The following is a 21981-nucleotide window of genomic DNA, read 5'->3' as shown; positions in this document are numbered from 1 at the left end:
ACGCCCGGCGGCCCCGACCTGCTCAGGTCGTCAGCTCGGCGCTCAGCGCCCGCTTGTCCACCTTGCCCACCCCGGTGTACGGCAGCGCCGCGCGCACCTGGAGCCGGTCGGGCAGCTTGAACCCGGCCAGGCCCCGCCCGGTGAGGAACTCGCGCAGCTCGCCCAGCGTGGGCGCGGCGTCGTGCGGCACCACCACCGCGCAGGTCTTCTCGCCGAGCGCCCGGTCGGGCACCGCGAGCACCGCCACCTCGCGGACGCCGGGGTGGGCGAGCAGGTGCTCCTCCACCTCACCGGCCGGGACCTTCTCGCCGCCGCGGTTCACCACCTCCTTGATCCGGCCGACCACGACCAGCTCGCCGGTCGGGGTCCACCGGACCAGGTCACCGGTGCGCAGCAGGCCGTCCGGGGTGAACGCGTGGGCGTTGTAGTCGGCGGCCCGGTAGTAGCCGCGCAGCGTGGTCGGGCCGCCGACGACCAGCTCGCCCACCTCGCCGGCGGCCACCTGCGCCCCGGTGCTGTCGACCACCCGGAACTCGTCGGCGGCCGACAGCGGCCGTCCCTGGGTGTGCGCGGCGCGCTCCGGCGGGTCGTCCGGCCGGGTGCACGCGATCGGGCCCTCCGCCATGCCGAAGAAGTGGGTCAACCGGATGCCCAGCTCGTCTACCGCCCGGGTGGCCACCTCGGGGCTCAGGTTGGCGCCGCCCACCTCGACCACCAGGCCGGAGAGGTCGGCACCGAGCAGCGGCGCGAGGTCGGCCCACAGCGGCAGGAACGCCGGCATCAGCGTGGTCAGGGTGACCTTCTCGCGGGCGATCAGCCGGAACGCCTCGTCGGGGCTGGGGCTGCCGGCCAGCACCGCGGTGCCGCCGGCGTGCAACGCGCCGAGCACGCCCGGGCAGCCCAGCGCCGCGTTGTGCGCGGCCGGCAGCGCCGCCAGGTAGACCCCGTCGGCGCCGAAACCCATCGCCGCGGCGGTCGCGCGCAACTGGTAGGCGTAGTCGTCGTGGGTGCGCGGGATCAGCTTCGGCACGCCCGTCGACCCGCCGGAGAGCAGGAAGAACGCCACCTCCGCCGGGTCCGGGCGGGGCAGTGGCACCGGGTCTGCGTCGACCTGCGCCAGGGCGGTGAACTCGCCGGGGTCGCCGACGACGAACACCTCCCGCAGCGACGGCGTCTCGGCGCGCACCTCGGCGGCCAGCTTGCGCAGGTCGAAGCCCTGCGTCTGGTCGACGGTCAGGTAGGCCACCGCCTCGGTGTGCGCGCACAGGTGGCCGATCTCGGCGCGCCGGTGCGCGGGCAACGCCAGCACCGGCAGCGCGCCGAGGCGGAACAGCGCCAGGCACACCACCACGAACTCGACCGAGTTGGGCAGTTGGACGACGACCCGGTCGTGCCGGCCGATGCCGCGCGCACGCAGGCCGGCGGCGAGCCGGTCGGCGCGGCGGTCCAGTTCGCCGTAGCCGACCCGCTGGTCGCCGGCGACCAGCGCGGTCCGGTCCGGGTCCGACCGGGCCAGCTCCCGGCCCAGGTCACCGAGCACCTCGCCGCGCCAGTAGCCCTCGGCGCGGTAGCGCGCGGCGAGTTCCTCGGGCCAGCCCACACATCCGTCCAGCACGACGCCTCCCGAGACGACGGTGACAGCGATCCCCACACAAGCTAGTGTGCACATACACGAGATACAAGACACGTGATAGTGGAGGCGGTTGATGCTGGTGGCCCGGCCCCGCGCCGATCTCGGTGCCCTCACCCGGCTCACCGAACTGGCCGACTACATCGTGCCGTTCACCGTGCGCGTCGTCGCCGACCTCGGCGTCGCCGACGAGCTCGCCGGCGGCCCCCGCCCGGTCACCGAGCTGGCCGAGGCCACCGGCGCGCACGCGCCCTCGCTGCTGCGGGCCCTGCGCGCGCTGGCCGGCAAGGGCATCTTCACCGAGGTCGAACCCGAGGTGTTCGGCCTCACCCCGCTGGCCGAGCCGCTGCGCACCGACCACCCGCTGTCGCTGCGCGACGCCTACCCGCTGCTCACCGCCGACGTGCGCGCCTGGGCCGGGCTCGACCGCTGCCTGCGCACCGGCGAGGCCGCCTTCCCGCGCGTGCACGGCGCCGACTACTGGACGCACCTGCAGCGGCACCCCGCCGACAGCCTGGCCGTCGACAGGTGGATGTCCAGCCTGACCAAGCTGCACCTGCGCACCGTGCTGCCGGCGTGGCCGTGGGACCGGGCGCGCGAGGTGGTCGACGTCGGCGGCGGCGACGGCGCGTTCCTCGCCGGGCTGCTCACCCGCTACCGGCAGCTACGCGGCGTCCTGCTCGACCTGCCCCACGTGGTGGCCGCCGCGCCGGCGCTGCTCGACCGCGCGGCGGTGACCGACCGCTGCCGGATCGTGCCCGGCAGCTTCTTCGACCCGCTGCCGGCCGGCGCCGACCTCTACGTGCTCAAGACGATCCTGCCCGGCTGGGACGACGCCCAGGCCACCACGATCCTGCGCCGCGTCGCCGAGGCGATGCGGCCGGACAGCCGACTGCTGCTGCTGGAGGCGATCATCCCGACCGGCGACGCGTTCGACGTCGCGAAGCTCGTCGACGTGCACACCCTGGTGCTCACCGGCGGCCGGCACCGCACCCAGGCGGAACTTGTCGGCCTGCTCTCCGACGCCGGCCTGCGGCTCGACCGCGTCGTCGGCACCCCCACGCTCACCGTGATCGCCGCCGGGCCCGCCGGGGCGCGGCCGACCGCCCCCTAGGAGGTAATCGATGGCCCCGAGCCGACCCCGGATCGACATCGAGTCGGTGTTCCGACTGACCGAACTGGCCGACTACATCGTGCCGTTCACCGTGCGCGCCGTCGCCGACCTCGGCGTCGCCGACGAGCTCGTCGACGGCCCCCGCCCGGTCGACGACCTCGCCGAGGCCACCGGCGCGCACGCGCCCTCGCTGCTGCGGGCCCTGCGCGCGCTGGCCGGCAAGGGCATCTTCACCGAGGTCGAACCCGAGGTGTTCGGCCTCACCCCGCTGGCCGAGCCGCTGCGCACCGACCACCCGCTGTCGCTGCGCGACGCCTACCCGCTGCTGGCACCCGACATCGAGGCGTGGGCGCACTTCGACCACAGCATCCGCACCGGCGAGGCCGCCTTCGACCAGGTGTACCCGGAGGGCTACTGGTCCTACATGGCCGCGCACCCGCGCGACAGCGCCCGCTTCGACGCCTCCCAGCAGGCGGCGACCCGGCTGGAGCTGCGCGCCGCGCTGCCGGCGTACCCGTGGGGAGACCTGGCGACGATGGTCGACGTGGGCGGCGGCAACGGCGCCTTCCTCGGCGGCATCATGGCCCGCTTCCCGGACCTGCGGGGCACCCTGTTCGACCTGCCGCACGTGGTCGCCGAGGCCGAGCCGGTGCTGCAGAAGCTCGACGTCGCGCAGCGTTGCACGGTCACCGGCGGCAGCTTCTTCGAGACGGTCCCGGCCGGCGCGGACGCCTACATGCTCAAGCGCATCCTCTACGGCTGGGACGACGACAACGCCGTCCGGCTGCTGCGCGCCGTGCGGGCGGCGATGCGGCCGGACAGCCGGCTGCTGGTGCTGGAACCGGTGGTCGAGCCCGGCGACCGGTTCGACGTCGGCCGCCTCTACGACCTGCTGCTGCTGGCCATGGTCGGCGGCGGCGCCCGGTCCCGCGAGCACATCGAACGACTGCTGGACGCCGCCGGACTGCGGCTGAACCGCAGCCTGCCGACCATGATGTTCCCCATCCTCGAGATCGTGCCGAAGACGGAGGCGTGAGCAATGCGACTGGTCGTGGACTACTCCCGCTGCGAGAGCAACGCCGTGTGCGTGGGGCAGGCCCCCGAGGTGTTCGACGTCGGTGAGGACGACCTGCTGCACGTCACCGAGCAGCCGCTGGAGGGATCGCTGGGCAAGCGGGTACGCGAGGCCGCCCGCCGGTGCCCGAAGCAGGCCCTCTCCGTCGTCGACGACTGAGCACCGTCGAGCGTGCCCGGGCCACCGCGGTCCGGGCACGCTCGCTTCTCAGGCGGTCGCGGCCCGGATCGCCGACCAGACCCGCTCCGCGGTCAGCGGCATGTCGACGTGCCGCACGCCCAGGTGGCGCACGGCGTCGACCACCGCGTTCTGCACCGCCGGGGGCAGACCCACCGCGCCGGACTCGCCCAGGCCCTTGACGCCGAGCGGATTCACCGGCGTCGGCGTCTGCATCGCCACCGTGTCGAAGGAGGGCAGCTCGGCGGCCCCCACGACCGCGTAGCGGTGCAGGTCACCGTGCAGCGGCGTGCCGTCGGGGGCGAACCGGACCTCCTCCACCAGCGCCTGCCCGGCACCCTGGGCCAATCCGCCGTGCACCTGCCCCTCGGCCAGCAGCGGGTTGAGCAGCACCCCCGCGTCGTCGACCGCCACCACCCGCAGCAGGGTCACCCGGCCGGTCTCCACGTCCACCTCGACGACCGCCAGGTGCGCCCCGTACGGGCAGGTGGCCGCCGACGGCTGGAACGTCGCCTCGGCGTACAGGCCGTCGCCGTCAGCCAGGTCGGCCCAGCCAACGTCACCGCCGGACGTGGTGCGGAACCGGCCGTCGGCGAACTCGACCGCCTCGCCGGGCACACCCAGCCGGCCGGCCGCCGCGTCCCGGCCCCGCTCGACGAGCGCCAGCGCCGCCTCCCGGACCGCCATCCCGCCGGTCTGCAACGAGCGGGACCCGCCGGTGCCGCCGCCGGCCGGGACCGCGCCGGTGTCGGAGAACACCACGTCGACCCGCTGCACCGGCACGCCGAGCACGTCGGCGGCGAGCATCGCCCACGCGGTGCCGTGCCCCTGACCGTGCGGGCAGGTGCCGGAGCGGACCGTCACCCGACCGTCCGGGCCCAGGCGCGCCGAGGCGTACTCGCTGCGGGTGTCCGCGCCGGTGAGTTCGACGAACGTGGACAGGCCGACGCCGAGCTGGCACACGTCGCCGCGGTCCCGGCGGGCCCGCTGCTCGGCGCGCAGCGCCGGATAGTCGGCCTCGGCGAGCACCCGGCGCAGGGCCGCCGGATAGTCGCCGTTGTCGTAGCGCGCGCGGGTGACGGTGGTGACCGGGAAGCTCTCCGGCGGCAGCAGGTTGCGCCGGCGCACCTCGGCCGGGTCCAGGCCGATCTCGGCGGCGTACAGGTCGATCATCCGCTCCAGCGCGGCCACCGCCTCGGGCTGCCCCGCGCCCCGGTAGGACACCACAGGCGTGGTGGTCGTGGTGACGCTGGCCGAGGAGAACCGGGCCCGGTCGATCCGGTACGGGCCGGTCAGCATGGTCCTGGTCCAGAACGGCAGGATCGCCCCGATGCGCGGATAGGCGCCGGCGTCCTGCACCACGTCCAGCGCGTACGACACGATCCGCCCGTCGTGGGTGCCGCCCAGCTCGGCGCTCTGCTGCTGCGCCCGGCCGTGCCCGGCGGCGACCATGCTCTCGCTGCGGGTCTCCGCCCAGCGCACCGGCCGGTCCAGCCGCCGGGCCGCCCAGGCGAGCAGCACGTCCTCGCGGCTGGCGAACGCCTTGGAGCCGAACGCCCCACCGACGTCGCCGTTGACCACCCGGACGCGTTCCTCCGGCTCGCCCAGCGCCGCCGCGAGCTGCGCCCGCCACAGGTGCACCGCCTGGCTGCCGGCCCGGTAGCGCAGCCCGTCCGGGCCCCACTCGGCCTGCCCGGCCCGCGCCTCCAGGGGGCACGGCGCGACCCGCTGGTTGGTCATCCGTTGCCGGATCACCACCTCGGCGCCCTCGTGCAGTTCGGCCCGGCCGGCCGGGCGGCGGAAACCGAGCTTGAGCACCATGTTGGTGCCGGCCTCCGGGTGCAGCACCAGCGCGTCGGTGAGCGCCTCGTGCGGGTCGACAAGCGGCGGCAACGCCTCGACGGCGACCTCGACCAGCGCGGCGGCGTCGACCGCCTCGGCCCGGCCGGTCGCCACCACCGCGGCGACCGGTTCGCCGACGAACCGGACCACGCCGTCGGCCAGCAGCGGTGTGGTCATCTTCTGGTTGAGCACGCCGGCCTCGGGTGGCAGCGGCGGCAGGTCGACGTCTGCGGCGGTGAACACGGCGACCACGCCGGGCGCCCGGCGCGCGGCCGAGGTGTCGATCCCGCGCAGCCGGCCGTGCGCCACGGCGGAGCGGACGAAGACCAGTTCCAGGCAGCCGGGCACGACGACGTCGTCGACGTACGTCCCGCCGGTGGTGAGCAGGACACGGTCCTCGGTGCGCCGGACCGGGCGGCCGATCAGGGACATCTGGCGACTCCTCGCGAGGCCGGCTCAGGCCGGGGTGACGGCGAGCGGGATCGACGCGTAGGCCCGGAACAGGGCGCTGGGCTCCCGCTCCGGCGTCGCGGCCAGCTCCACGCCGGCGAGCCGCCGGGCGAGCCGGTCGAAGATCACCGCTCCTTCGATACGGGCCAGCGCCGCGCCCAGGCAGCCCCGGACGCCGCCGCCGAACCCGACGTGCGGGTTGGGCCGCCGACCGATGTCGATCCGGCCGGGGTCGGCGAACACCTCCTCGTCGTGGTTGGCGCAGCCGAGCAGCAGGAACACCGACCGGCCGGGGCGGATCACCCGGTCACCGACCGGCACCGGCTCCAGCGCCAGCCGCGCGGTGTACTGGATCGGGGCGTCGAACCGGACGAACTCCTCGGCGGCGGTGGCGGCCAGCGACGGGTCCGCGCGCAGCCGCCGCCACTCGTCCGGCTGCCGCGCCAGCGCGACGGTGCCGGTGCAGACCATGTTCATCGTGGTCTCGTAGCCGGTGAAGCAGAGGAAGACGATGTTGTCGACGACCTCCTCGACGCCCTCGGCCGGGTCGGCCACGGCGAGCATCCGGTCGAGCAGGTCGCCGTCGGGGTCCGCGCGCCGCTCGGCGAGCACGTCACGCACGTAGCCGCGCAGCCAGCTCAGCGCGGCGTCGGCGGCCGGCCGGTCGGCGGCGGGCAGGAACGGGGTGAACGCGCGGCCGAGCGCCGCCGCGCGCGGCCACACCTCGGCGCGGGTCCGCGCCACCGGCAGTCCGATCAGCTCGCAGACCACGCTCGCGGCGACCGGGAACGCCAGGTCGGCCACCGCGTCGAGGCGGCCGGTGTCACAGGCGGGCGCCAGCAGTTCGTCCACCATCGCGCCGATGCGCTGTGCGCTGCGCCGGGCCACGCCGGGGCTGAAGGCACGCACCATCTGCTGGTGCAGCCGGCTGTGGTCGTCGGGGTCGCGGGTCGGGATGATCCGCCGGAACACGTCGCGGGACAGGTCCGGCGCCATCCGGAACTGCGGGTCGTCCTCCGGGAAGGTGTTGCTCAGCCGGCGGTCGCGCAGCAGGGCGGCCACGTCGCGGTGGCGGGTGACACCCCAGCTCGCCGGGCCGAAGCGGCACAGCGGGCCGGCGGCGCGCACCCGCGCGTACGTCGGGTAGGGGTCGGCGACGACCTCGGGGGAGAGCGGGTCCATCCGCGCCGGCAGGACCCGGCCGGCGGGCGTCACCGCCCGACCGCCACCGGGACGCTGGCGTACGAGCGCAGCGTCCCGTCGGTCTGCCGGCGTGCCGGGCCGGCGGCGCTCAGCGTGGGGAACCGGCGCAGCAGCGTCTCGAACGTCACCTGTGCCTCGACGCGAGCCAGGTAGCCGCCGAGGCAGTGGTGGATGCCGCCGCCGAAGGACAGGTGCGGGTTCTCCTCGCGGGTGACGTCCAGCCGGTCCGGCTCGGCGAACTGCTCGGGGTCGCGGTTGGCGCTGCCCAGCAGCAGGATCAGCACCCGCCCGGCGCGGATGGTGCGGTCGCCGACGGTGATGTCCTCGCGGGCCAGCCGGGCGACGCCCTGGATCGGGCCGTCATAGCGGAGGAACTCCTCCACCGCCCGGGGGATCAACGTCGGCTCGGCCCGCAGCAGGGCCTGCTGGTCGGGGTGCTCCAGCAGCGCGGCGACCCCGGTGGCGAGCAGGTTGGTGGTGGTTTCGAAGCCGGCGAAGAACGCGAACACCGCGTTGTCCACGATCTCGTCGGCGGCGAGCACCGCGCCGTCGTCGTCGGTGGCGGTGAGCATCCGGGACAGCAGGTCGTCGCCGGGTTCGGCGCGGCGCCGGTCGAGGATCTCCCCGAGGTAGCCGCGCAGCCATTCGACGGCCCGGTCGGCGGCCGGCCGGTCGGACTCGGGCACGATCGCGGCGAACGCCTTGCTGAGGTCGAGCGCGTGCGGCCGGATCTTCTCGTGGTCGGCCGGCGGGATGCCCATCAGCGCGCAGACCACCATCACCGGTAGCGGAAAGGCGAGATCCGAGACCGCGTCGAACCGGCCGGTGCGGGCCGCCGGGTCGAGCAGTTCGGTGACCATGGCCGCGATCCGGGGGCGCAGCCGGCGGACCAGGGCGGGGCTGAACGCCCGGGCCATGAGCCGGCGCAGCCGCCCGTGTTCGGGCGGGTCGCGATAGAGGATGATGCTGCCGAAGAACGACCCGGCCGGGCCGTCCCCGGCCGACATCCGGTGGTAGTCGGGCGGGAATTCACTGCCCAGGCGGGGGTCGCGGACCAGCCGGGCGACGTCGGCGTAGCGGGTGACGCCCCAGCTTCCGGGTCCCATCCGGCACAGTGGACCGGCCGCGCGCAGGGCGGCGTAGGTGGGGTAGGGATCGGCGACCACGGCCGGGTCGCGCGCGTCGAATCTCGGCGGCATGCGGGTACGGGCCGACGTCATGCCCGCCAGTATGCTCAACCAAAGATACGAGAAACAAGTGCTTCCGAGATACGGGAAACGCGATTAGGCTTCGGTGTCATGACCGAGACCGTGGCGAGCGCTGATCCTTCGATCATCGCGATGGAGTTGCTGATGAAGGCCCCGGCGACCGTCAGCAGCCCCTACCCGCACTACCACGCGCTGCGGGCCGCGGCGTCGAAGTACCGGATGGAGCAGCCCGGCCAGGGAGTCGGCTGGGTGCTCACCGGCTACGACGAGTGCCGCGCCCAACTGCGCAACCCGGCGCTGGACAAGTCGGCGCAACGCCCCCGCATGGGCGACTCCCGCGGCCGGCAGGGCGCCCGCACGCTGCTCTTCCTCGACGGGCCGGAACACACCCGGCTGCGCGGGCTGGTCAGCCGGGTGTTCACCCCCCGGCGGGTGGAGACGCTGCGCCCCCGGCTCGCCGGCTTCGTCGACACGCTGCTCGACGACGTCGCCCGCCAGGTCGGCCCGGCCGGCGGCGAGGTCGACATCGTCGGCTCGTTCGGCTTCCCGCTGCCGGTGATGGTGATCGGCGAGCTGGTCGGCGTGCCCCCGGAGGACTGGCCGCTGCTGCGCCGGCTCACCCGCGCCGCCTCCGCCGGACTGGAGATCTTCGCACCCGAAGAGGTGCTCAAGGCCTCCGACCAGGCCCTCGGTGAGATGGAGGAATACTTCACCGACCTGGTCCGCAAGCGCCGCGAGAACCCCCGCGACGACCTCGCCTCCGCGCTGGGGCAGGTCGAGATCGAGGGTGACCGGCTCGGCCTCGACGAGCTGATCCAGGTCATCGTGCTGCTCTTCGGCGCCGGGTTCCAGACCATGACCGACCTGATCGGCCTCGGCACCCACGCCCTGTGCCGCAACCCCGACCAGCTCGAACGCCTGCGCGCCGAGCCGGACCTGACCCGCTCGGCGATCGAGGAGCTGCTGCGCTACGACTCGCCGGTGCACGTGCTGGGCCGGGCCGCGGTCGAGGACACCACGTTCCTCGACGGCACCCCGCTGAGCGCCGGCGAACACGTGATCACGCTGATCGGCGCGGCCAACCGGGACCCGGCCCGCTACCCCGACCCGGACACCCTCGACATCGCCCGCTTCGCCGGCGCGGAACCGCCGGAGACGCCGCTGTCGTTCGCCTGGGGCCCGCACCACTGCCTCGGCGCCCAGCTCGCCCGCGCCGAGGGGCAGATCGCCTTCCGCCGCCTGGTGGACCGGTTCGCGGTGGTCGAGCTGGCCGACCCGGACATCGACGAGATCGACCTGGAGTGGCGGCACAGCAGCACCTTCCGCGGGCTGGAGGAGCTGCGCGTACGGCTCGTGCCCGCCTGAGAAGACCACCACCAGCACGCGCCGACAGCCGAGAAGGGGGGACAGATGCCGGAGGCGGTGATCGTCGAAGCGGTCCGCACCCCGATCGGCCGCCGGGACGGGGCGTTGTCCGGCCTGAAGGCCGTGGAACTGCTGCGGCACGTGCAGGTCGAGGTGCTGCGCCGCGCCCGGATGGAACCGGGCGACGTCGACCAGATCATCGGCGGCTGCGTCACCCAGGTCGGCGAACAGAGCCTGAACGTCACCCGCAACGCGTGGCTCAACAGCGGACTCGACCACGAGGTCGCCGCCAGCACCGTGGACACGTCGTGCGGCTCGGCCCAGCAGGCCAACCACCTGATCGCCGCGCTGATCACCGCCGGCGCGATCGACGTGGGCATCGCCTGCGGGGTGGAGTCGATGAGCCGGGTCCCGGTCGGGACCAACCTCTACCAGGGGCCCGGCCACTACAAGACCCCCGACTACCCGTACGACGACCCGCCGCGGGCGCAGTTCGGCGGCGCCGAACGCATCGCCGCCCGGCAGGGGCTGACCCGCGCCGACCTGGACGCCTACGGGCTGCGCTCGCAGCGGCTCGCCGCCCGGGCCCGCGACGAGGGCCGCTTCGACCGGGAGATCAGCCCGGTGCCGCTGCCCGACGGCACGCTGGTCACCGCCGACGAGGGCATCCGCGACAGCACCGCCGAGGGCCTGGCCGCGCTGCGACCGGTGGTCCCCGACGGCCGGCACACCGCCGCCACCACCTCGCAGATCTCCGACGGCGCGTCGGCGCTGCTGTGGATGTCCCGCGAACGCGCCACCGCTCTCGGGCTGCGGCCCCGAGCCCGGCTGGCCCATCAGGTGGTCACCGGCGCGGACCCCTACTACCTGCTCGACGGGCCCACCGTCGCCACCCGCAAGCTGCTCAAACGCGCCGGCATGAGCCTGGCCGACATCGACCTGGTGGAGGTCAACGAGGCGTTCGCGGCGGTCGTGCTGTCCTGGGCCGCGCACCACGACGCCGACCTGGACCGGGTCAACGTCAACGGCGGCGCGATCTCGCTCGGGCACCCGCTGGGCAGCAGCGGCGCCCGGCTGCTGGTCACCGCGCTGCACGAACTGGAGCGCCGCGACCGGCACAGCGCGCTGGTCACCATGTGCTGCGGCGGCTCGCTGGGCACCGCCTCGCTGCTGGTGCGGGAGTAGGCGGGCATGGACACCGACCGCACCGCCACCGACGCCGCCGCGTTCTACGCCGACGCGCGCGCCGACCTGCCCGGACCGCTGCACGGCGTGCGCGTGCTCGACGTGACGAAGGTCTGGTCCGGCCCGGTCGCCAGCTGCGTGCTGGCCGACCTCGGCGCCGACGTGCTGCGGGTGGAGATGCCCGGCAACCGGGAAGGGCTGATGCCACCGCGGATCCCCGGCACCGGCCTGTCCTGGTTCCGGCAGAGCGTGCACCGCAACAAGCGCAGCATCGGGCTGGACCTGCGGCGCCCCGGCGCGGCCGAGGTGTTCCTGCGGCTCGTCGCCACCGCCGACGTGGTGGTGGAGAACTACAAGCCCGGCACCCTGGACGCCTGGGGCGTCGGCTACCGCGCCTGCCGCCAGGTGCGACCCGACGTCGTGCTGGTCTCCATCTCCGGCTACGGGCAGTACGGCCCGGACGCCGGACGCCCCGGCTACGACCCGACCACCCAGGCTGCGGCCGGCTGGATGTCGCTCAACGGCGAACCTGACGGTGCCCCGCTCAAGGCGCCCACCTTCCTGGCCGACGACATCGCCGGCCTGCACGCGGTCATCGGCGCGCTCGCCGCCCTGCGGCACCGCGACCGCACCGGCGAGGGCCAGCACGTCGACGTGAGCATGCTCGACGCGCTGCTGTTCTCCAGCAACGGCTACCTGACCCTCGGCGCGACCGGGGTCCCGCTGCGCCGGTGGGGCGACCAGGCCGACTTCGTGGTGCCGGCCGGCTGCTTCCGCTGCGCCGACGGGCACGTCTACGTCGCCGTCGCGCTGGACCGCTCCTGGCGCAGCCTCGCCGAGGTGATCGGCCGGCCGGAGCTGGCCCGGGCGCCCGGCTACGCCACCAACGAGGAGCGCCGGGGCAACCGCTGCGAGGTCAACGCCGTCCTCGCCCGCTGGTGCGCCGAGCGGACCTGTGCCGACGTGGTCGCCGCCCTCGACGCCGCCGGGATCACCGCCGAGAAGGTCAAGACCTTCGCCGACGCGGCGGCCGACCCGCACGTGCGGGCCCGCGCGATGGTGCAGCAGACCGAGTTGGCCAACGGCAGCACCGCGCCGCTGACCGGGCCGGCGGTCAAGTTCTCCCGCACCCCGACGGCGGTGCGGTCCGGCGCTCCCGAACCGGGCGCCGACACCGAACGGATCCTCGACGAGCTGAAGGTGGACGCGGCCACCCGGGCGCGGCTGCGGGCGGAACGGGCGATCGGATGACCGGAGGTGGCATGGACACGGCGGGTGAGACGCCGCGCTGCGCGCTGGTGACCGGCGCGTCGCGGGGCATCGGGCGGGCGGTCGCGCTGCGGCTGGCGGCCGAGGGCTACGCGGTCGCGGGGTGCTTCAGCACCGGCGGCGAGGCTGCCGAGAAGACCCGGGCGGAGGTCGAGGCGTACGGGGTGCCGACCTGGTTCGCCAGCTGCGACGTCACCGACCGCGCCGCGGTCGACGACTTCGTCGCCGCCGCCGAGAAACGCCTCGGCCCGCTCACCGCGCTGGTCAACAACGCCGGCATCACCCGGGACCGGCCGATGGTGCTGATGGGCCCCGACGACTGGCACGACGTCATCGACACCAACCTGACCGGCACCTGGAACACCTGCCGCTCGGTCGCGTTCCGCTTCCTCAAGCGCCGCCGCGGCGCCGTGGTCAACCTCTCCTCGGTCGCCGGGGTCACCGGCAACGCCGGGCAGACCAACTACGCCGCCAGCAAGGCCGGCATCATCGGGCTCAGCCGCTCGCTGGCCAAGGAGGTCGCCAGGCACGGCATCCGGGTCAACGTGGTCGCCCCCGGCTTCATCGAGACCGACATGACCGCGGCGCTGTCGGCGAAGCAGCGCGACCAGGCGTTGACGCAGATCCCGCTGGGCCGCTTCGGCACCGGCGAGGACGTCGCCGAGCTGGTCGAGTTCCTGCTCTCCGACCGGGCCGCCTACCTCACCGGGCAGGTCGTGCGGGTGGACGGGGGGATCGTGCTGTGACCGCCGTCGCGCCCGCCTTCGCCCCGGACCGCACCCCCGCCCAGACGTACGCCGAGGCGGCCGCGCCGCTGCCGGCCGTCGCCTGGGTGGAGGTCGCCGCCGGCCCGCGCGGGGGGATCAACCTGCGCGCCGGCACCACCGTCGACCCGGACGACGTCTATCTGACCGGGCACTTCCCCGAGCTGACCGTCTATCCGGGAGTGTTCACCCTGGAGACCGTCCGGCAGGCGGTCACCGCCGCGGTGGGCCACTGCGCCGGCCGGCTGCCCGAGTTGCACCGGCTGCGCTCGGCCCGCTTCCTCGCCCCGCTGCTGGCCGGCGACACGCTGACCGTCGAGGCGTCGCTCGGCCCGGTCTCGCAGGACCAGTCCTTCGAGGTCACCGCGCGGTGCGTACGCGGCGACGGGGTGCGGGCCGCGACCGTGCGGGCGGAGTTCCGCTGGCCGGTCGAGGACGGGGACGACAGCCGATGAGACTGGACCACGCCGCGCTGCGCGCCCTGCTGCCGCACCGCTACCCGATGCTGCTGCTCGACCGGGTCGAGGACGTCGCGCCGGGCGAGAGCCTGACCGGCGTCAAGGCGGTCAGCGGCTGCGAGCCCTGCTACCGGGGGATCGCCGAGGGGCAGCCCGCCGACCGGTACGCCTACCCGGCCTCGCTGCTGATCGAGTCGTTCGGCCAGGGCGCGGCGGTGCTCTGGCTGCTGTCGCGGCGGCCGGACACGGCGGGGCTGCCGATGTTCACCGCCGCCCGCGACGTCACCCTGCTGCGTCCGGTGCACCCGGGCGACGTGATCCACCACCGGGTCCGGCTGGAGCAGGTCGTCGACGGCGCCGCGTTCGCCTCCGGATCCAGCTGGGTCGGGGAGCAGCGGGTGGCCGAGTTCGACTCGATGATGGCCGTCGTCCGGGCGGCCGACGCCATCGCCGAGCCCGCGAAATGAGAGGGAGGAACCGCGATGAGTGACCGCGACCAGCACATGGAGCAGCTTCGGGAGATCGTCGCCGAGGTGCTCGAGATGGAGCCGGAGGAGGTGGCCGACACGGCCGACTTCGTCGAGGAGTACGAGGCGGACTCGCTGCGGGCGATCGAGATCCTGGCCCGGATCGAGAAGACCTACAAGGTGGAGATCCCGCAGGCCGAACTGAACGAGATGCGCAGTCTCAAGGCCGTGCACGAGGTGGTGGCGCGGTACGCCGGTTGGCAGGACTGAGACGTGCACCGGGTAGTCGTCACCGGGCTCGGCCCGGTGTCGGGCATCGGCATCGGGGTCGACGAGTTCACCGACGGGCTGCGTCGTGGCCGCTCCGCCGCCGCGCCCATCACCAGCTTCGACGCGTCCGGCTTCCCGCACCGGTATGCCGGTGAGGTGCCCGCGTTCCGGCCGGCGGAGGTGCTGCGCCGGTTGCGGGTCGAGGACTGGGGCCGGTCGGCGTTGTTCGCCGCGGCGGCCGCCCGGCTGGCCGTGACCGACGCGCGCCTGCCGCTGCCGCTGGCCGACCCGGGGCGCTCCGGCGCGGTCATCGGCACCACCAGCGGCGAGTCGACGGTGGTGGAGCAGCTCGTGGCGGAAGCAGTCACCGGCGGCTACCCGAGCATGTCGGCGGCCTCGCTGCGCCAGGCGCCCGCCGAGCGGTTGGCCTACGCGGTCAGCGCCGAGCTGGGGCTGGCCGGCGAGTCGGTCACGCTCACCACCGCCTGCTCGGCCAGCAACTACGCCATCGGCTACGCCTACGACCTGCTGCACACCGGGGAGGCGGACGTGATGGTGGCCGGCGGGGCGGACTCGGTGTGCCGCTGGGCGCACGCCGGCTTCTTCCGGCTCGGCGCGCTCACCGAACGGCAGTGCCGCCCGTTCGACCGGGACCGTTCGGGCATCCTCACCGGTGAGGGCGGCGCGGCGCTGGTGCTGGAGACGTTGGAGCACGCCCGTGACCGGGGCGCCCGGATCTACGCCGAGGTGCTCGGGCACGGCCTCAACTGCGACGCCCACCACATGGTCGCGCCGAACGAGGACAGCGTCGCCGCGTGCATGCGGCTGGCCCTGGACAACGCCGGGATCAAGCCGGCGGACGTCGACTACGTGAGCACCCACGGCACCGGCACGCCGGCCAACGACCTGTGCGAGGCGCGGGCGATCCGGGCGGTCTTCGGCGACCGGGTGCCGCCGGTCAGCTCGATCAAGTCGATGCTCGGTCACACCATGGGCGCGGCCAGCGGCTTCGGCGCGATCGCCACCACCCTCGCCATCCGGCACGGTTTCCTGCCCCCGACGATCAACTGGGCCCATCCGGATCCGGAGCTGCCGTGGATCGATCCGGTGCCCAACGTCGCCCGGCCGGCGACGGTACGGGTGGCGCAGAACAACGGGTTCGCGTTCGGCGGCAACAACGCCATCACGATCTTCGGGGCGATCCGGTGAGCGGGGTGGTGACCGGTTGCGGGGTGGTGTCCGCCGCCGGGGACTGCGTCGCCGACGTGCTCGCCGCGATCCGCGCCGGCACGGGCGTACGCAGCGACGTGCGGGACCGGTTCGCGGAGCCGCTGCCGGAGGCCGAGGCGCCGGCGATCGCCGGTTTCGACGTGCGCGGCCTGCTCGGCCGCAAGGGCACCAGCTTCCTGGACCGGGCGACCGCGCTGGCGATGGTGGCGTGCGGGCGTGCCCTCGCCGACGGGGACCTGACCCCCGACGACGACAACCGGCACCGCATCGGGGTGGTGCTGGGCACCACCACCGGCAGCCTGAAGTCCACCATGGACTTCTCCCGCGAGACGCTGGTGCAGGACAAGCCCTACCTGGTCAACCCGGTGCTGTTCCCCAACACGGTGATGAACTGCGCGGCCGGTCAGGCGGCGATCCGCTACGGCTTGCGCGGCGTCAACGCCACAGTGGCCGGCGGCCCGCTGGCCTTCCTGTACGCGCTGCGCTACGCGCTCAACGCCATCCGCCGCGGCTACGCCGACGCGCTGCTGGTCGGCGGCGTGGAGGAGTACACGCCGAACACGGCCTGGGCGGCCCGGCTCACCGACGCCGGACCGGCCGGCGAGGCGTCGGCGGTCTACCTGCTGCGCCGCCGCGACGCCGAGGCGGCCGGCGCCCGCGCCGAGGTGCTCTCGGTGGCCACCGGCTTCGCGCCGGACTCGACCGACGCGGGGCTCGCCGGCTGCGCCCGCCGGGCGCTGGCCGCCGCCGACGTCCGCGCCGCCGACGTCTGGGCGCTCGCCGGCGACGACTCCGACGGGCTGTCCGACGTGGTGCCCGCCGCCGTGGAACGGCTGCCGGTCCGTCCCGCGCTCGGCGACTGCCAGGCCGCCGCCGGCGCCCTGGCCTTCGGCGCGCTGCTGGCGCGGCACGCCGAGGAGCCCGGCGCGGCCGGACGACCGGCGCTGGTGACGGCCCGCTCCCGCGACGGCGGGGTGGCGGCGGCCGTGGTGAGGGGGTGGGCCGGTGGCGGCGACGATCACCGCTAGCGCCGTCCGCACCTGCTTCGGCGACGGACCGGCCACCTGGGACGCGCTGCTGCGGGGCGACTGCGGCGCCGCGCCGATGCGGCGGGTGGACCCGCGGCGCGTCGGGGTGAGCCACGGCTACCCGATCGCCGACGACCGGCCGTTCGGTCCCGGTCGCTGGCTCGCCGACTGCGTCACCGAGGCGCTCGCCGCCGCCGGCGTCGACCCGCTGCGCCGCCGCGTCGTCAGCCTGGTCGGCACCGGGCTGCGCGAGTCGGCCGAGGTGGAGCGGGCCGCGCTGGCCGGCAGGGTCGACTTTCCCGCCGAGCGGCTGCACTTCGGCCCGGCCGTCACCGGCGCCGCGCCCGGCGTGGACCGGGTGGTCACGCTGGCCAACGCGTGCAGCGCCGGCGGGCACGCGCTCGCGCTGGCCCAAGATCTGGTGGAGACCGGCGAGGCGGACGCGGTGCTGGTCGGCGGCACCGACGGCAGCACCGCGTCGATGCTGGCGATGATCGGTCGGGTCGCCGCCCGGCCGACCGAGCGGATCCGGCCGTTCGACGCCGACCGCACCGGCGTGCTGTTGGGTGACGGCGCGGTCGTGCTGGTCGTCGAGGCGGACCGGCCGGGCGCGGGCCTGGCCCGGCTGCTGGGCACCGGGCTGTCCTGCGACGCCGGGCACGAGACCGCGCCGGACCGCGACGGCATCCTGCGGGCCGTGCACGACGCCCACCGCCGGGCCGGCCGCCGACCCGAGCAGGTCGACCTGGTGCTGGCCCACGGCACCGGCACCGCGCTCAACGACGAGACCGAGGCCCGGGTGCTCGCCGAGGTCTTCGCCGGCTGCGCGCCCGGACCGCTGGTGACCGCGCTCAAAGGCGCGGTGGGCCACACCTCCGGCGGGTCGGCGCTGCTCAGCGTCGCCGTCGCGATCGAGGCGCTGCGCACCGGGCAGGTTCCCCCGGTGGTCGGGTTGAGCCGGCTCGCGAGCGAGGCGGCGGGGCTGCGGCTGGTCCGCGACCGGGCGGTGGCGGCGGCGCCGCGCGTCGCCCAGGTCGACGCGTTCGGCTTCGGCGGCCTCAACGCGGTCACCCTCCTGGAGGCGTCGTGACGACCGGGCATCCCGTCGCGGCGCGCCCGCCGGCTACGGCGACGAACGACCGGGACCGGCCGCTGGCCGCGGTGCTGAGCGCGGCGCTGAACGTGCCCGGGGCCGACGTGCCGACGTTGCTGGCCGGCACCGGACTCCACCCCGGCGCCGCGAGTCCCGACACGGCCGGCGGTCTGACCGTCGGCCCGACCTCCGGCACGGGCGGCACCAGCGGAGGCGGTGCGCCGGCCGGCGCGGCGCACGGCCGCGCCGCCGACGAGCCGGGCTGGCCGCCGGAGCGGGCCGCCGAGCTGCTCGGCCGCAAGGGCCTGCTGGCCAAGGAGCCGGCCACCCGGCTCGCCCTGTGCGCCGTGCACCGGGCGCTGGGGCTGCCGCCGAAGGCGCCCCGCCGCGCCGGGGCGGCGGACCCGCGTACCGCCGTGGTGGTGAGCTCCAACCTGGGCAACGTCGCCACGGTGGGCGACATCGCCGCCCGGCTGCGCGACGGCGGGCCGCGGGAGGTCGGCCCGCTGGAGGCCCCGAACGCCTCCAGCAACGTCATCGCCGGCGCGCTAGCGATCTGGTTCCGGTTCGGCGGCCCGAACCTCACCGTCTGCTCCGGGGCCACCGCCGGCCTGGACGCGATCTGGCTCGCCGGCCTGCTGCTGCGGGCCGGCCGCGCCGACCGGGTGGTGGTGGTCGGCGCCGAACCGGACGACCCGCAGGCCGCGGCCCTGCACGCGGCCCGGCGCGGCGCCACGCCCGGGCGGCCGCTGCGCGCCGGTGCCGCCTGCCTGCTGCTCGGCCCGGCCGACTCCACGGACCGGCCGCTGGCGCTGCTCGGGCCGGTCCGCGACGGCACGTCCGGCGGCGGCGAGCTGGTTGACGAGGCCCGGCTGGGCGGCGACCACTACGGCGCCGCCGGGGTCGTGCACACCGCGCTCGCCGTCCGGCTGACCGCCGGCACGCCGGCCGTGCGGGTGCGCTGCGGCGACCCGCTCGACGGGGTACGCGAGCTGACCGTCCGGGCGGTGCCGCAATGACCCGGACCGCATCCGCCACCCCCGTGCACCCGGTCGCCGGCCCGGACTCCGGCGCGCCGACCGTGTTGCTGGTGCACGGCATGTCCGACACCTGGCAGAGCTGGCGGCACCTGGCGGCGCGGCTGCCGCGCACCTGGCGGCTGCTCGCGGCCGAGCTGCCGTGGAAGGCCGGCACCGACCACCACTGGCGGCGTCGCGGCACCCCCGGGGCCTGGCTCGCCGCGACCGTCGAAGCGATGACCGCGCCGCCGGACATCGTGGTCGGTCATTCGCTCGGCGCCAACGCGGTGCTGGAGATGCTGGCCACCGAGACGGCGGTGACGCCGCGCGGCGCGATGCTCATCGCGCCCTTCTACTGCCCACCCGACCTGCCGATCACCTGGGCGGTGCACGAACGGGCCCAGGCCAACTTCGTCCGGATCATCGACGAGGGGCTGCGCAACCGGCTCGGCCCGCGCCTGGCCGGGCTGGACGCGGCCACGCTGGCGTCGATGCGCGACATCATGGTCGACCGGATCGGCCCGGTCGGGTTCACCGCGCTGTTCGACCACTTCACCGCGACGGCCGGCCTGCCGCTGCACGCGGTGTCCGTGCCGACCAAGGTGCTCACCGGCGGGCGGGACCCCAGCCTGGACGGCCCCTGCGCGGGCGCCCTACGCGCCCAACTGCCCGACGCCGACATCGTCTTCGAGCCGGAGTTCCACCACTTCTGTCACCTCGACCGCGCGGTCGAGGTGGCCCGGCACGTCACGGTCTTCGTCGAGCAGGTCTGCCCCGATCCCGCGATCCGAGGAGGTAAGCCGTGACCACGGCGGTCCAGCACGAACCCGTGACCCTGCCCGCCCGGCCCGGGTTCGAGGGGGCCAACATCCGCACCTGGATCGGGTTCAAACACTTCGCGTACCTCGTGGAGCAGGGCGTCCTGCAGTGGTTCCGGGAGGGCGGCCACGGCCCGGGCCGGCTCTACCTGGAGCACGGCGTGGGGTTGTCGGTGCGGGACTGTTCGCTGCTGCTGCCGGCGGTCCTGGAGGTCGACGACGAGGTGAGCGTGACGGCCACCCCGGGCGCGGCCGGACGGTTCTCGGTGCGGATCGCGCGCGCGGGCGGCTCGGTCACCGCCTGCCGGGCCCGGGTCCGGGTGGCGCTGGTCCGCGAGCCGGACGCGCCGGCGTCGGCGCCGTTGCCGGACGAACTGGCCGGCCTGCTGGAGGAGCCGGCCGCCGGCGAGTCCGGCCCGGCCGCCGGCGCCGACCCGGCCGCCACCCTGCGCGGCGCCGGCGCCGGCTTCGTCTGGGCCTGGCGGGTGCCCTACTTCTACTGCCAGTACTCGCAGCGCATGCAGCACGCCGGCTACGTCCGGCTGCTGGAGGAGGTGGTGGACCGCTACCTCGCCGACCGGGGGGTGTCGGTCGGGCGGATGCTGCGCGAGCGGGGCTGGATCCCGGTGGTCTCCCGGGCCCGCGTCGAGGTGCTCGGCGACGCGCGCATCGAGGAGCCGATGTGGATCACCTTCACGGTCACCGACGTGCTCAAGGACGTCACCTACGACGCCCGGATGACCTGTCACGTGGTCCGCGACGGCCGGTTGACGCAGGTGGCGACCGCCACGATCCTGCACGGCTACGCGGCCAGCCGAGGGCCGGAGGCGGGCCGGCTGGCCACCCTCGACCCGGAGACCGTGGCCGCGCTCACCGCCGGGAGCCGGTGATGGCCCCCCGTCCGCCCCGCCTGTACTTCTCCTTCCGCAGCCCGTACAGCTGGCTGGCGGTGGAGCGGCTGACCCGGGCGCTGCACCGCCCGCAGGAGGTGCTGGAGTTCATCCCCTACTGGGACCCGGACCCGCGTACCGAGGCGGCGTTGACCGCCGCCGGCGGCACCTTCCACTACGTGCAGATGAGCAAGCCGAAGCATCTCTACCTGTTGCAGGACGCCAAGCGCCAGGCCCGGCGGCTGGACCTGCCGATGCGCTGGCCGATCGACATCGACCCGTGGTGGGAGCTGCCGCACCTGGGTTTCCTCGCGGCCCGGCAACGGGGCGCGGGGGAGGCGTTCTACCGGGAGGTGATCGCGGCGCGCTGGCAGCGCGGCGAGGACGTCTGCACGCCGGAGGTGCTCACCGAGGTCGCCGGGCGGGCCGGCGTCGACCCGGCGGTGGTGCTCGGCGCCGTCGACGACGACGCGATCCGGGCCGCCGGGGTGGACTGCCTGATGCGCGCCTACCACGACGACATCTTCGGCATCCCGTACCTGCGGCTCGGCCCGCACCGGTTCTGGGGGTTCGACCGGGTCGACGACTTCCTCGCCGCCTACGCCGACCGCGCCGGCACGCCCGGGCCGCCGCCGGAACCGGTGCCGGCCGGCGCCGGCGGGTACGACACCGACACCGGAGGTGGCTGTGGCTGAGCGACGCACCCCGGAGCAGGAGCGGGCGTACCGGCGTCGGCACCTGGTGCTGGCCGTGCGCGCGTTCGCGCTGGCCGGCTTCGACGAGGGCGCCGGCGGTCACGTGACCGCGCGCGACCCGATCGAACCGGACACCTTCTGGATCAATCCGTTCGGCCGGCACTTCGGCCACGTCCGCGACGACGACCTGCTGCGGGTCGACCACGCGGGCCGGGTGGTCGACGGAGCGGGCCGGATCAACCCCGCCGGCTACGCCATCCACTCGGCGATCCACAAGGCGCGTCCGGACGTGGACGCCGCCGCGCACACCCACTCGATCCACGGCCGGGCGTTCTCCGCGCTGGGCCGGCTGCTCGCGCCGATCACCCAGGACGCCTGTGCCTTCTTCGAGGACCACGAGGTTTACGACGAGTACGGCGGGGTGGTGCTCGACGGCGCGGAGGGTGACCGGATCGCCGCGACCCTGGGCGCCGGCAAGGCGGTGGTGCTGCGCAACCACGGCCTGCTCACGGTCGGCGGGTCGGTGGCCGAGGCGGCCTGGTGGTTTCTCGCCATGGACCGCTGCTGCCAGGTGCAACTGCTCGCGCAGGCGGCCGGCGAGCTGGTCCTGATCCCCGACGGGGCGGCCCGGGCGGCGCGCGCGGACATCGGCACCGCCGGGATCGCCCGGCTCAACTTCCGGCCGGTGGCCGAGCACGTCCTGGCCGTCAGCCCGGACCTGACGGCCTGAA

22 protein-coding genes are annotated in these 21981 nt (G+C 75.1%); 18 read left to right on the top strand and 4 right to left on the bottom strand.

What is annotated here, in order from left to right; translation table 11 throughout:
• Window positions 1-22 precede the first annotated feature (22 nt).
• Entirely contained in the window at window positions 23-1615 is a 1593-nt protein-coding gene (locus AB0H28_RS23765) for an AMP-binding protein (RefSeq protein ID WP_358044129.1), read from the bottom strand.
• 91 nt (window positions 1616-1706) lie between these two features.
• Here AB0H28_RS23765 and AB0H28_RS23760 point away from each other — a divergent pair, with 91 nt between their 5' ends.
• From AB0H28_RS23760 to AB0H28_RS23750, 3 genes are read left to right on the top strand one after another with little or no spacing between them, the layout of a single operon-like run.
• Entirely contained in the window at window positions 1707-2744 is a 1038-nt protein-coding gene (locus tag AB0H28_RS23760) for a methyltransferase (RefSeq protein ID WP_358044078.1), read from the top strand.
• 10 nt (window positions 2745-2754) lie between these two features.
• Window positions 2755-3780 (top strand): methyltransferase, encoded by a 1026-nt coding sequence (locus tag AB0H28_RS23755; RefSeq protein WP_358044075.1) that lies wholly within the window; start codon window positions 2755-2757, stop codon window positions 3778-3780.
• Between the two features lie 3 nt (window positions 3781-3783).
• On the top strand, window positions 3784-3978 hold the full coding sequence (locus AB0H28_RS23750) for a ferredoxin (protein WP_358044072.1): 195 nt from the start codon (window positions 3784-3786) through the stop codon (window positions 3976-3978).
• A 48-nt stretch (window positions 3979-4026) separates the two neighbouring features.
• Here AB0H28_RS23750 and AB0H28_RS23745 read toward each other — a convergent pair whose 3' ends face one another.
• Genes AB0H28_RS23745 through AB0H28_RS23735 form a run of 3 tightly spaced genes read right to left on the bottom strand, consistent with a single transcriptional unit; the run spans window position 4027 to window position 8711 of the window.
• Complete coding sequence (locus tag AB0H28_RS23745; RefSeq protein WP_358044069.1) at window positions 4027-6270, bottom strand: xanthine dehydrogenase family protein molybdopterin-binding subunit; 2244 nt, start codon at window positions 6268-6270, stop codon at window positions 4027-4029.
• A 24-nt stretch (window positions 6271-6294) separates the two neighbouring features.
• Complete coding sequence (locus tag AB0H28_RS23740) at window positions 6295-7503, bottom strand: cytochrome P450 (protein ID WP_358044066.1); 1209 nt, start codon at window positions 7501-7503, stop codon at window positions 6295-6297.
• Window positions 7500-8711, bottom strand: coding sequence for a cytochrome P450 (locus tag AB0H28_RS23735; RefSeq protein WP_358044063.1), 1212 nt, complete (start codon window positions 8709-8711; stop codon window positions 7500-7502). Before AB0H28_RS23735 ends, AB0H28_RS23740 begins: the two co-directional genes overlap by 4 nt.
• 78 nt (window positions 8712-8789) lie before the next feature.
• Here AB0H28_RS23735 and AB0H28_RS23730 point away from each other — a divergent pair, with 78 nt between their 5' ends.
• The 15 genes from AB0H28_RS23730 to AB0H28_RS23660 are packed head-to-tail and all read left to right on the top strand — an operon-like array spanning window position 8790 to window position 21980.
• Window positions 8790-10064 carry a cytochrome P450 gene (locus tag AB0H28_RS23730; protein WP_358044060.1) on the top strand — a complete coding sequence of 425 codons (1275 nt, stop codon included), beginning with the start codon at window positions 8790-8792 and terminating at the stop codon, window positions 10062-10064.
• Between the two features lie 45 nt (window positions 10065-10109).
• Window positions 10110-11249 carry a steroid 3-ketoacyl-CoA thiolase gene (locus tag AB0H28_RS23725; RefSeq protein ID WP_358044058.1) on the top strand — a complete coding sequence of 380 codons (1140 nt, stop codon included), beginning with the start codon at window positions 10110-10112 and terminating at the stop codon, window positions 11247-11249.
• A gap of 6 nt (window positions 11250-11255) precedes the next feature.
• Window positions 11256-12500 (top strand): CoA transferase, encoded by a 1245-nt coding sequence (locus tag AB0H28_RS23720; protein WP_358044055.1) that lies wholly within the window; start codon window positions 11256-11258, stop codon window positions 12498-12500.
• A gap of 11 nt (window positions 12501-12511) precedes the next feature.
• Window positions 12512-13264 (top strand): 3-oxoacyl-[acyl-carrier-protein] reductase, encoded by a 753-nt coding sequence (gene fabG / locus AB0H28_RS23715; protein ID WP_358044052.1) that lies wholly within the window; start codon window positions 12512-12514, stop codon window positions 13262-13264.
• Window positions 13261-13737: a hypothetical protein gene (locus tag AB0H28_RS23710; RefSeq protein ID WP_358044050.1), complete on the top strand. Its 477-nt coding sequence runs from the start codon at window positions 13261-13263 to the stop codon at window positions 13735-13737. Before fabG ends, AB0H28_RS23710 begins: the two co-directional genes overlap by 4 nt.
• Complete coding sequence (locus AB0H28_RS23705; protein ID WP_358044047.1) at window positions 13734-14207, top strand: 3-hydroxyacyl-ACP dehydratase FabZ family protein; 474 nt, start codon at window positions 13734-13736, stop codon at window positions 14205-14207. The genes AB0H28_RS23710 and AB0H28_RS23705 overlap by 4 nt, the downstream gene beginning before the upstream one ends.
• A gap of 15 nt (window positions 14208-14222) precedes the next feature.
• A complete protein-coding gene (locus tag AB0H28_RS23700; protein WP_358044044.1) occupies window positions 14223-14477 on the top strand; it encodes an acyl carrier protein in 255 nt (84 codons plus the stop codon).
• Window positions 14478-14480: 3 nt separating this feature from the next.
• Window positions 14481-15686, top strand: coding sequence for a beta-ketoacyl-[acyl-carrier-protein] synthase family protein (locus tag AB0H28_RS23695; RefSeq protein ID WP_358044041.1), 1206 nt, complete (start codon window positions 14481-14483; stop codon window positions 15684-15686).
• Complete coding sequence (locus tag AB0H28_RS23690; RefSeq protein ID WP_358044038.1) at window positions 15683-16735, top strand: beta-ketoacyl synthase N-terminal-like domain-containing protein; 1053 nt, start codon at window positions 15683-15685, stop codon at window positions 16733-16735. Before AB0H28_RS23695 ends, AB0H28_RS23690 begins: the two co-directional genes overlap by 4 nt.
• The gene (locus AB0H28_RS23685; protein ID WP_358044035.1) at window positions 16713-17825 is read left to right on the top strand and encodes a beta-ketoacyl synthase N-terminal-like domain-containing protein; all 1113 of its coding nucleotides are present in this window, start codon (window positions 16713-16715) and stop codon (window positions 17823-17825) included. The genes AB0H28_RS23690 and AB0H28_RS23685 overlap by 23 nt, the downstream gene beginning before the upstream one ends.
• Window positions 17822-18847: a beta-ketoacyl synthase N-terminal-like domain-containing protein gene (locus AB0H28_RS23680; RefSeq protein WP_358044032.1), complete on the top strand. Its 1026-nt coding sequence runs from the start codon at window positions 17822-17824 to the stop codon at window positions 18845-18847. Before AB0H28_RS23685 ends, AB0H28_RS23680 begins: the two co-directional genes overlap by 4 nt.
• Window positions 18844-19653, top strand: coding sequence for an alpha/beta hydrolase (locus AB0H28_RS23675; protein ID WP_358044029.1), 810 nt, complete (start codon window positions 18844-18846; stop codon window positions 19651-19653). The genes AB0H28_RS23680 and AB0H28_RS23675 overlap by 4 nt, the downstream gene beginning before the upstream one ends.
• A complete protein-coding gene (locus tag AB0H28_RS23670; protein WP_358044026.1) occupies window positions 19650-20555 on the top strand; it encodes a thioesterase family protein in 906 nt (301 codons plus the stop codon). The genes AB0H28_RS23675 and AB0H28_RS23670 overlap by 4 nt, the downstream gene beginning before the upstream one ends.
• Window positions 20555-21250: a DsbA family protein gene (locus tag AB0H28_RS23665; protein WP_358044024.1), complete on the top strand. Its 696-nt coding sequence runs from the start codon at window positions 20555-20557 to the stop codon at window positions 21248-21250. Before AB0H28_RS23670 ends, AB0H28_RS23665 begins: the two co-directional genes overlap by 1 nt.
• Window positions 21243-21980, top strand: coding sequence for a class II aldolase/adducin family protein (locus AB0H28_RS23660; RefSeq protein WP_358044021.1), 738 nt, complete (start codon window positions 21243-21245; stop codon window positions 21978-21980). The genes AB0H28_RS23665 and AB0H28_RS23660 overlap by 8 nt, the downstream gene beginning before the upstream one ends.
• Window position 21981: the final 1 nt, after the last annotated feature.

This window comes from Micromonospora sp. NPDC050980 (assembly GCF_040653835.1).
Classification (GTDB): domain Bacteria; phylum Actinomycetota; class Actinomycetes; order Mycobacteriales; family Micromonosporaceae; genus Micromonospora.
Note: the sequence above shows the minus strand (reverse complement) of the source record. Positions and strands in the feature narration are given on the sequence as shown.